This window comes from Archangium sp., assembly GCF_036388035.1.
Taxonomy (GTDB): Bacteria; Myxococcota; Myxococcia; order Myxococcales; family Myxococcaceae; genus Archangium.
In genome coordinates, this window is sequence record NZ_DASVSO010000556.1 from 1 (window position 1) to 9,643 (window position 9,643).

Sequence of the window (9,643 nt, forward strand, 5' to 3'; positions counted from 1 at the left end):
CCCAATGAGCGGTTGCGCGAGGATGGGCGAGAGGAACTGCCCCAGGAAGATGCTCGTCGTCAGCCCGCCCATCACCCGGCCTCGTGCGGCCTCCGGCGCGAGCGTGCTCGCCCAGTGGCTCGTGTTGGGCGTCAGCAGCCCCGTGCCCAGCCCCGACACCGCCAGCCCCCCCACCACCGCCGCGTACGAGGTGGACATGCTGATGAGCACATAGCCCAGGCCCATGCAGGCGAAGAGCACCGCCATGATGCTGCGGTAGCCCAGCACCTGGCGCACCCGCGCGTACCGCAGCGAGACGACCGAGCCCACCCCCATGGCCACCCCCACCGCGAGCCCCGCCAGCGCCGACGACTGAATCCCCAGCCGCCGCAGCAGGAAGGGGAGCTGCACGGGGATGAGGTAGAAGAGCAGCATGCCCACCAGCGCCAGGGCATAGAGCTGCCACAGGTTGCTCCACGGCAGGGGCTCGCGCACCGCCCCGGCCCCCTGCGCGGCCCGCTTCGTCTCCGGCTCGGTGAGGAAGAGGTGGATGAGCGGCAGGAGGAGGAAGGCGAAGAGGTAGACGGCGAACGGGGCCCGCCAGTGGATGTCGGCCAGCAGGCCTCCGCTCAGCAGGAAGACGAGGCCCCCCACCGCCATGGCGGCCGACTGGCGTCCCATCACCACGCCTCGCTCGGGGCCCGAGTAGTAGTCCGCCATGAGGGCCGTCGCCGTCGTCATCAACCCGCCCACCGACAGGCCGAGGAACGCGCGGCACACCAGGATGAGTGGCAGCGACGAGAGCAGCAGCGGCAGCGTCCCCGCCACGCCGTAGAGGACCACGGCCGCCATGAGGGGGCGCTTGCGTCCGAAGCGGTCGATGAGCACCCCCGCCAGTGGCGCTCCCACCGCGGTGAACAGCGCCGGCAGCGAGACCACCAGTCGCACCCACAGGTCGATCCCCGGCACTCCCTCGAACGCGAGGCGCAGGCGCGGCAGCGAGGGCGAGATGGCCGCGCTGGCCATGATCGTCATCATGCTGACGAGCAACAGGGTGAGCAGGCGCAGCGTCGGGTGGGGGGGGCGCATGCGAAATTCTTAACCCGACTCGCCAGGTCAACTCCAGGGACCCTCTGAGCAGGCGTGTTGATGTGCAACCGGGAGGTTGCATATTTCCCAGCCCATCCGATCTCGTCGTCGTCGTCTGGTGCGGCCGCGAGAAGTCGTGGTCGGTCTTGTCATCGGTGGACACTCCTGCTCCAGGAGCATTCCCCAAGGCTGGAGAGCATGGCCTTCTTCCCACCGTCCCCGCCGTTCCCCGTGGGGACTCACACAGGAGCAGCCATGAAGAAGCTGTTCGACGTCAGCCTCCGAATCCCCGTCCTCGTGGCGGCGCTCGCCCTCGTCGCCTGCGGCGAGGAGCAGGCCACCACCCAACTGGAGAGCCGCAGCGGCAGTTCCACCACGGGCACCGCCACCTTCACGCAGGACGGTGACCAGGTGACGCTGACGCTGGAAGTCTCTGGCGCCACCCCGGGTAAGCACGGTGCCCACATCCACCAGCTCGGAGACTGCAGCGCCGCCGACGCCTCCAGCGCGGGGCCTCACTGGAACCCGGCGTCCAAGACGCACGGCGCTCCCGACACCAACCACCACCTGGGAGACCTCGGCAACATCGAGATCGGCCAGGACGGCAAGGGCCGGCTGACGCTCTCCAAGAAGGAGTGGAAGCTGGGCGATGGCTCCGCCGAGGACGTGGTGGGCAAGGCCGTCGTCATCCACGCGGGGGAGGACGATCTCGTCACGGACCCCGCGGGCAACTCGGGCGGCCGCGTGGCCTGCGGAGTCATCGCCCGGAAGGAGTAGTCCCGGCGCTCCCCCAGCCGGCAGGGGGGCGGGTCTTCCCCGAGCGCCACCCGGTGTACACTGCACGCGTGTTCTACAGCTTCGTGCGTGCAGTGGTGGCCCTGGCGCTTCGGCTCTTCTACCGGGTGAAGGTGAATGCCCCGGCGGCCGAGCCCGAGGGCCCGGTCATGTTCGTGGGCAACCATCCCAACGGGCTCATCGACCCGGCCCTGGTGTTCATCCTCACGCGCCGGCACGTGACGTTCCTCGCGAAGGAGCCGCTCTTCCGCCTGCCCGTCATCGGCTGGCTGCTCAAGGGGCTGCGGGCGCTGCCGGTGTACCGCAAGCAGGACGACCCCTCGCAGATGGGGAAGAACGAGGGAACGCTGGACGCGGCGCGCGGCGCGCTGGTGTCGGGGCGCGCCATCACCCTCTTTCCCGAGGGGAAGAGCCACTCGGAGCCCTCCCTGGCGGAGCTGAAGACGGGGGCGGCGCGCATCGCGCTCGGGGCGGCGAAGCAGGGTGCGCCCGTGCGCATCGTCCCGGTGGGTCTCACGTACGCGGACAAGAACCTCTTCCGCAGCGAGGTGCTCATCGAGGTGGGCGCGCCCATCGAGGTGCGGGACTTCCTCCCGGCGGACGGGGCGAGTGAGGGGGAGTCGGTGCGCAAGCTCACCGAACGCGTCGCCGAGGGGCTCAAGTCCGTCACCCTCAACCTGGGCAAGTGGGAGGACCTGCCGCTCATCCAGCTCGCTGAGCAGCTCTACGCCTTCCGGCAGAAGGAGAAGATGGACCCCGAGCGGCTGCGGCACTGGGCGCGGGGGTTGGAGCTCTTCCGCTCCGAGCAGCCCGAGCGCTTCGAGCGGATGCGCGGAGAGCTGATGTCTTTCCAGCGCCGGTTGAGCCTGGTGCGCGCGGACCCGACGGACCTGGCGCTGGAGTACCAGCCCGGCCCGGTGACGCGCTTCGCGCTGAAGAACCTGCTGTTGCTCGTGTTCGGGATGCCGCTGTTCGCGGTGGGGCTCGGGCTGTTCTACGTGCCGTACCTCTTCCCGCGCTGGGCGAGCCGCAAGGCCGAGCTGGACGTGCAGGCCACGGTGAAGTTCCTCGCGGCCTTCGTGATGTCGCTGGTGTGGTGGGCGGCGCTGACGGTGGGGGCGTGGCTGTGGCGCGGGCCGGCGCTGGGGCTGACCGTCGGCGCGGGAGTGCCACTGCTGGCGCTCTTCACCCTGTACTTCTCCGAGCGGTGGCTGGTGCTGCTGCGGGACGTGTCCGTGTTCTTCACCCTGGGCAGCCGCGTGCGGCTCAAGGCCCTGCTGCTCCACGAGGGCGAGCGGCTGGCGGCAGAGGTGGAGCAGCTGGCCAGCGAGTACCAGCCGCGTTTGGACCCGCCCGTCGCGTCATTAGCTGTGGTAGCAGGGCGGTGAGTGTTTCCCGGCAACGACAGGTGGCCTGACTCCATCCAGGCGCTCTACGAGCAGGTGGCTGGCTCCAGCCCCGAGGCGGTGCTCAGCTCGCGTCCCCAGTGGACGGAGCGGCTCGCCGAGTGGGTGCGGAGCGCCACGCTGGACGAGCGCGAGCTGGCCCAGGCGGCCACGTGGTCCCGGCTGGACTCCGGCTCCCGGTCTCCCGGTGAGCTGCTGTTCCTGCTGGCCCACTGCGGCGAGCTGCTGTGGCCCTACTCGGAGCCGCCGAGGGAGCTGCTCCAGCGACTCACCTCGCGGCAGGAGCAGCTCGTCCAGGCGCTGAAGGGGGAGGGGCAGGGCGAGGCGGTGGCGCCGCTCGTGCGCGAGGTGGACGCCGAGCTCTCCAAGGTGCTGACCCGCTACCTCAAGCGCCACCCCGAGGAGCTGGCGGCCCTCGTGAGCGGCGTGCGCTGCACGTTCGACGGCAAGGTGCTGCGCTTCAACGAGACGGTGGAGCTGGACCTGAAGGTGCTCCTCGGCTCCGAGCGGCGCGTCATCGGGCGGCTCGACCAGCTGCGGGCGCTGCTGCCGTACCTGCGCGAGGGCCGCGACAAGCTGGTGGGCTTCATCCGGGAGCGAGCGGCGAGGATTCCCTGGCGCGAGTGCCGCGACATCCTCGAGGAGAAGCTCTTCCAGATGGTGGCCTCGCCCCAGGGGCGGAGCGAGCTGCGCGGCTTCCTGGGGTGCTACGCGCAGGGCAAGGGCGAGGCCCGGTGGTGCTCGCGGGCGAGCCTGCTGCTCGCCAGGAACCTCGAAGAGGGAGGAGCGTTGGCCGTCATCGAGAACCTCAGTGAGCTGCTGGCGTACTTCGAGGCCCCGGTGGAGGGCCTGCGCGGCGCCCTGCAGGCGCTGGTGGTCAGCCTCCACGAGGACAAGGAACTCGACCGGCACCGGCTCGTGGCGGACAAGTGCTGGGAGCGGCTGAAGCCCGAGGACGAGCCCGGACTGGCGCTCGTGCTGCTGTGGCTCGAGGAGCGCCTCTTCCGGGTGGCGCTGCGCCAGGGCTCGGAGGATGCCTTCGAGCGCAGGAACCGGGCGCGCGAGCGGGTGCGTGCCCTGCCCGTGGCGGACACCCTGTCCTGGCTGGCCGAGGAGTGCGCGGACCTGTGGCCGCGCGTCGAGTCGGAGCGCCGGCCCGGAGCGGACGAGCTGACGGCGTGGAGGCAGGAGGTCACCCGCCGGTTCGCGAAGAAGCCCGTGCTGCGGAAGGCGGCGATCGAGTTCTTCCTGTGGTGTGCCCCGGACGCGGCCGCCTCGGAGGCGGAGCTGGTGACGCTGTCGCTGGTGAAGACGTCCACGGATCGGCGCCAGTTGCGCCGCCTGGGCGAGCACCCGTCCACGCGCGTGCGTTTCCGCGTGCGAGCCATCAACGCCTGGCTGGCGGCCGGGGCGGAGGCCTCGTCCGAGCCGGCGACGCCCGCGACGCTGACGGGGGCCCTGCGCCACCTGCGCGCCTCGGGGACGATGGGACTCGGCGGGGGCAGGACGTGGCTGCGGGACCGGGACCTGGAGGAGCTGCTCCTGGGGGCGTTCAGTCGCGTGGAGCGCGACTTCTCCGCGCGCTACCCGGAGCACTTCCGGGAGGACGAGGCCCAGCTCGTCACACGGCTGCTGGAGGACCTGAAGCACGAGTTCGAGAGCATCCGCTCGGACCTGTCGATCCTGCTCTCGCAGGGCCAGCCGGTGCCGCTGGAGCTGGACCTCCAGTACCGGAGGACTCGCGCGCCGGTGGAGGGAGAGACGAGCCCGGAGAACCCGCGGCCCGCCGGGGTGGAGCTGGCGTTCGTGCTGAAGGTGGAGGTGGACTCCTTCCTCACGACGAAGCGGGCGGTGCTGGTGCAGGCGCGGAAGCTGGAGCGGCGAGGGGAAGGGCAGTGGGCGCCGAACCTCCGGCTCGGGCGGGAGCAGGTGGACGAGCTGCTCGGGAAGACGGAGTCCTCCTACTGCCTGTTCCTGGTGCCGCCGTCGCTGCGCGCCGAGTGCTGGATGGTGCCCGCGCGGCTGGTGCGAGGACTGATGGAGGCGCAGGAGTCGCTCTCGACGGTGCCCCGCGAGGGAGCGCAGCGGGTGGCGCGCTCGCTGGCGCAGTGGATGACCTACGACCTGCTGGGCCTGTGGACCGGTGACGACCGACCCGCTGTGCTGGAGCGGGCCGAGAGCAACGCGGAACGGGGCCCGGACTTCGTTGTGGAGATCTCCGTCCGCAAGGGCGGGCGGTAGGCGCTACTTCCAGTCCTGTCCCCAGTAGCGTTCGAGTGCCTGCTTCGGTGAGTCCCCATCCGGGAACTCGTCCGTCCACTCATCACGGGCGTACTCGAGGAAGGCTCGGATAGCGCGCTTCTGGGCGGGGGTGAAGACCCCGAACTCCTTCAGTTGCGATTCGCGCAGGCGGCGGTTCTGCGGTGTGTCTTCATCGATGAGCCGCAGCCCGTAGATCGTGAGGGGCCGGATGTCCTCGTACAAGGTTCCGTCATGGCCCTCCAGTGCGGCGAACAGATAGGCGGGGAGGTAATACTGAAAACCCTCGCGGCTCAGAAAAGTCAGCTCGTTCCAGTGCAGGTCGTGCGGTGTCAGCTCCTTCCAGTGCTTTCCCTTGAATGCCGCCGCGAGCCGGGACCCATCTAAATCGATGTTGCTGTACGCAATGCGGTCATCTCCCGGATAGGGAACGTCCGTGAAGGCCGCTTCAATCTCCTGCTTCAATATTTCGATTCTGGGGAGATTCATGGAGTGCACTCGGGCAGGGGGCACTTCTTTTCTTCCATGTAACGCCAGCACTTATCCGCGCCTGCCTGGACGCTGCTCCGTGCTAGCTGATGGCGTTCATCGCCACCGCGAAAGCACTTGTTCATGATGGTTGCTCGCGCACGGATGCATTGCTGGGTCTGGAGCCAATTGGCGCGTAATACGGCACAACTCTGGAGGGAGATGCATTTGCTGGGGATCCGTTTGCACTCCGTGTCCACGGCATCTCGGAGCTGGCTGTGCTCTTCGGGTGTGCAATCTCCTGGTGGCTTCATTCCCGAGGGAGATTCGTCGGAGGATTCGCAGGAAAGCACAAGTGCCGAGGCCAGGAGCAGCGACAGCAAGGATTGGCGCCGTCCGTGTCCGCTCATCCTTGGCTCTCCGTGAGGACTCATCAATTCCTGCCCCAGTACAGTTCGAGTGCTTTCCGTGGCTCATCGCCCTGTTCGGGTAACTCGTCTCGGACGTACTCGAGAAAGGAGCGGATGGCTCGCTTCTGGGGCGGAGTGAACACCGCGAACCGCTTCAGCTCGCGCTGTCGCAGCATCTGGTCTTCAGCGGTGTTTCCGTCCGGTGGTAGGAGCGACAACACCGTGGAGGGGAGGATGTCTCCATAGGTTGTCTCGCCGTAGTCATAGAGCGAGCCGATGAGATAGGCGGGCAGGTAGAACTGGAGCGCCTCGCGGCTCAGGAAGGCGAGCTCGTTGTAGCGCAGCTCTCGCGGCGTGAGTTGCTTCCAGTGCTTGCCCTTGAAGGCCTCCACGAGCGCGACGCTCTCCAGATCATAGGGATTGTCGCCATCCACGAGGGCGTCATCCCCAGGGTAGGGCACGTCCGCGAAGGCCGCGGCGATCTCCTGCCTCAGCGCCTGCATCCGGGAGGGATTCCGGGTGGACAGCGGCTTGTAGCCGCCATGCTCGGCCAGCGGTACGGGTGGCGGCGCGCTCTTCTTCTCACAGGCGAGGGACAGGACCGCGGCGACGAGGAGTGGCGGAGCCAGTCGAACCCGAGCAGTACGCGGCATGAGCAGCCCCCTGGAAGGGTCGTGCGGCAACACGCATGCAGCGTACCTGGGAGGACTCCGCCCTGTTGCTCCTCGCTGCCAGAGTGTCATTCAGAGTCAGGTAAATCGGTGAATTCAGTACAAACTGGGCTCCAGCGGGGATAGCTTCAGGCCTCCCCAGGAGCCCCTCATGCGCCGTCAAAGCTTCTTCGTCCTCGCCCTCGCGCTGGCCGCCGTGTTCGCCGGCTGCGCCCCGCCCGAGTCCTCCACCGAAGCGCTCACCCCCGGTGAGAGCGCCCAGGCCCTCACGCCCGGTGGCGGTCTGCGGTTCATGACCTACAACATCAAGCACGGCGAGCTGAGCAGCCTGGAGAGCATCGCGAGCGTCATCAAGGCCCAGTCGCCGGACCTCGTGGCGCTCCAGGAAGTCGACGTCCTCACCACCCGCTCGGGCAAGGTGGACCAGGCCGCGCGGCTCGGCGCGCTGACGGGGATGTACTACTCCTTCCAGCCCGCGCTGCTCAGCTACGACTCGGGCCAGTACGGTGTGGCGCTGCTGTCGCGCTACCCCATCCGCACCTCGCAGCGCATCCCGCTCCGGTCCGCCGCGGAGCAGCGCATCCTGGCGCTGATGGAGGTGGAACTGGACGCCGCGCACGTCATCCCCGTGGGCGTCACCCACTTCGGCACCACCGGCTCGACGGAGCGGCTGAACCAGGCCGCGGACGTCAAGGCGGCCCTCTCAGGCAAGCCGTGGGCCCTGCTCGGGGGAGACCTCAATGCCTCGCCCTCGGAGAGCGGCATCACGAGCCTGCTTCAACAACTCACCGATGCCTGGACGCGCGGGGGCTCGGGCAGTGGCTACACCCACGACGCGGGCTTTCCAACCCGGCGCATCGACTACCTGATGCTCGGCTCCGGGTGGACCTCGCCCGTCCTGGCGAGCGTCGTCGGGGCCTCCTCGCAGTCGGACCACCGCCCGGTGGTGGCCACCCTCACCCTGCCGTGGAGCCAGAGCCTCTTCGGCGACCGCGTCCCGGGCACCGCCGTGGAGCCGGACACCCGCGCCGTGGAGATTGGCGTGAAGTTCCGGAGCAACGTCGCCGGCACCATCACCGCCCTCCGGTTCTACCGGGGGACGGGCAACGCCAGCGGCTACGTGGCCAGGCTCTGGACCAGCGGCGGCTCGCTCCTGGCTTCGGTGCCGGTGACGGATGGCCGCGTTCCTGGCTGGCAGGAGGTGTCGCTCCCCACGCCCATCGCCATCTCCGCCGGCGCCACCTATGTGGCGTCCTACTACTCGTCGAACGGGCAGTTCGCGCGCGATCCCTACGGGCTCACGAATGCCGTCGTCAGCGGCAACCTGACGGCACCCGGCAGCGCGAGCGTGGGAGGCAACGGCGTCTTCGTCTACCAGTCGGGAGGTGGCTTCCCCGCGAGCTCGTACAAGGAAGCCAACTACTGGGTGGACGTGCGCTTCGTGCCCTCTCCCTGAGTCCGAGTGAGCCTCAGTCCGCCGCGCGCTCGTACTGCGGCGGCCACGTCGCCTGGGCGTGGAGCTCGCGCGCGGAGTGCAGGGGCCAGTACGGATCTCTCAGCAGCTCGCGCGCGAGGATGACGATGTCCGCCTGCTCCGTGCGCAGGATGTGCTCGGCCTGGAAGGCGTCGCGAATGAAGCCCACCGCGCCGGTGGCGATGCCGGACTCCTTGCGGATGCGCTCGGCGAACGGCGTCTGGTAGCCCGGCCCGGCGGGGATCTTCACCCCGGGCACGAGGGCTCCCGAGGAGCAGTCGATGAGGTCCGCGCCGTCCTGCTTCAACAGCTTCGCGAGGGCCACCGAGTCCTCCAGCGTCCAGCCTCCCTCGGCCCAGTCGGTGCAGGAGAAGCGCACGAAGAGCGGCAGCTCCTCGGGCATCTTCTTGCGCACGGCCTGCACCACCTCGCGGGTGAGCCGCACGCGGTTCTCGAACGAGCCGCCGTAGCGGTCCGTGCGCTGGTTGGAGAGCGGTGAGAGGAACTCGTGCAGCAGGTAGCCGTGCGCGGCGTGGACCTCCACCTGGCGGAACCCCGCGGCCAGGGCGCGCTCGGTGGCCTCCACGAAGGCGCGCAGCACGCGCTGGATGCCCTTGTCATCGAGGGCCTCCGGCACCGTGTGCTCCGGGTCGAAGGGAAGGGGGCTCGGGCCGACGGGCTTCCACCCACCGGGCACTTCCGGGGCGATGGGCGCTCCGCCCTTCCAGGGTTGCGCCGTGGACGCCTTGCGCCCCGCGTGCGCGAGCTGGATGCCGGCCACGGCCCCCTGCTCGTGGATGAAGCGCACGATGCGCGCGAGCGGCGCGACGTGCTCGTCCTTCCAGATGCCGAGGTCCTGCGGCGAGATGCGCCCGATGGCCTCGATCGCGGTGGCCTCGGTCATCACCAGGCCCGCGCCTCCGACGGCCCGGGTGCCCAGGTGGACGAAGTGCCAGTCGTTCGCGAAACCGTCCTCGCTCGAATACTGGCACATCGGCGAGACGCCGATGCGATTGCGCAGGTGCACATCGCGCAGCTGCAGTGGGCTGAAGAGATTTGGAGCAGTCACCGAGCCGATACGCTTTCGCCATA

The 9,643-nt window shown here is 69.1% G+C and carries 9 protein-coding genes; 4 read left to right on the top strand and 5 right to left on the bottom strand.

Going from position 1 to position 9,643, the window contains the following annotated elements:
* Positions 1–1,068: MFS transporter (locus VF697_RS22310; protein WP_331098163.1), on the bottom strand; the 1,068-nt coding region annotated here is incomplete at its 3' end.
* A gap of 255 nt (positions 1,069–1,323) precedes the next feature.
* On the opposite strand from VF697_RS22310, the gene VF697_RS22315 reads away from it, so the two are divergent.
* From VF697_RS22315 to VF697_RS22325, 3 genes are all read left to right on the top strand, one after another.
* Positions 1,324–1,845 carry a superoxide dismutase family protein gene (locus VF697_RS22315; RefSeq protein WP_331098165.1) on the top strand — a complete coding sequence of 174 codons (522 nt, stop codon included), beginning with the start codon at positions 1,324–1,326 and terminating at the stop codon, positions 1,843–1,845.
* Between the two features lie 68 nt (positions 1,846–1,913).
* A complete protein-coding gene (locus VF697_RS22320) occupies positions 1,914–3,251 on the top strand; it encodes a lysophospholipid acyltransferase family protein (protein WP_331098175.1) in 1,338 nt (445 codons plus the stop codon).
* The gene (locus VF697_RS22325; RefSeq protein ID WP_331098167.1) at positions 3,252–5,510 is read left to right on the top strand and encodes a hypothetical protein; all 2,259 of its coding nucleotides are present in this window, start codon (positions 3,252–3,254) and stop codon (positions 5,508–5,510) included.
* Positions 5,511–5,513: 3 nt separating this feature from the next.
* Here the strand turns inward: VF697_RS22325 and VF697_RS22330 are convergent, their stop codons facing one another.
* From VF697_RS22330 to VF697_RS22335, 3 genes are read right to left on the bottom strand one after another with little or no spacing between them, the layout of a single operon-like run.
* Positions 5,514–6,017, bottom strand: coding sequence for a DUF6714 family protein (locus VF697_RS22330; RefSeq protein WP_331098169.1), 504 nt, complete (start codon positions 6,015–6,017; stop codon positions 5,514–5,516).
* Positions 6,014–6,430, bottom strand: a complete 417-nt coding sequence (locus VF697_RS43540; protein ID WP_414641330.1) for a hypothetical protein — start codon at positions 6,428–6,430, stop codon at positions 6,014–6,016. The genes VF697_RS22330 and VF697_RS43540 overlap by 4 nt, the downstream gene beginning before the upstream one ends.
* Positions 6,430–7,059 carry a DUF6714 family protein gene (locus VF697_RS22335; RefSeq protein ID WP_331098171.1) on the bottom strand — a complete coding sequence of 210 codons (630 nt, stop codon included), beginning with the start codon at positions 7,057–7,059 and terminating at the stop codon, positions 6,430–6,432. The genes VF697_RS43540 and VF697_RS22335 overlap by 1 nt, the downstream gene beginning before the upstream one ends.
* A gap of 169 nt (positions 7,060–7,228) precedes the next feature.
* Here VF697_RS22335 and VF697_RS22340 point away from each other — a divergent pair, with 169 nt between their 5' ends.
* Positions 7,229–8,533: a DUF4082 domain-containing protein gene (locus VF697_RS22340; RefSeq protein ID WP_331098173.1), complete on the top strand. Its 1,305-nt coding sequence runs from the start codon at positions 7,229–7,231 to the stop codon at positions 8,531–8,533.
* 13 nt (positions 8,534–8,546) lie between these two features.
* On the opposite strand, the gene VF697_RS22345 is transcribed toward VF697_RS22340, so the two are convergent.
* Entirely contained in the window at positions 8,547–9,620 is a 1,074-nt protein-coding gene (locus VF697_RS22345; RefSeq protein WP_331098177.1) for an NADH:flavin oxidoreductase/NADH oxidase, read from the bottom strand.
* Positions 9,621–9,643 lie beyond the last annotated feature (23 nt).

Excerpts from the sequence above, each read along its gene's own strand:
- VF697_RS22315 (WP_331098165.1), top strand. The coding sequence starts at position 1,324 with ATGAAGAAGCTGTTCGACGTCAGCCTCCGAATCCCCGTCCTCGTGGCG.
- VF697_RS22330 (WP_331098169.1), bottom strand. The coding sequence starts at position 6,017 with ATGAATCTCCCCAGAATCGAAATATTGAAGCAGGAGATTGAAGCGGCC.
- VF697_RS43540 (WP_414641330.1), bottom strand. The coding sequence starts at position 6,430 with ATGAGTCCTCACGGAGAGCCAAGGATGAGCGGACACGGACGGCGCCAA.
- VF697_RS22335 (WP_331098171.1), bottom strand. The coding sequence starts at position 7,059 with ATGCCGCGTACTGCTCGGGTTCGACTGGCTCCGCCACTCCTCGTCGCC.
- VF697_RS22340 (WP_331098173.1), top strand. The coding sequence starts at position 7,229 with ATGCGCCGTCAAAGCTTCTTCGTCCTCGCCCTCGCGCTGGCCGCCGTG.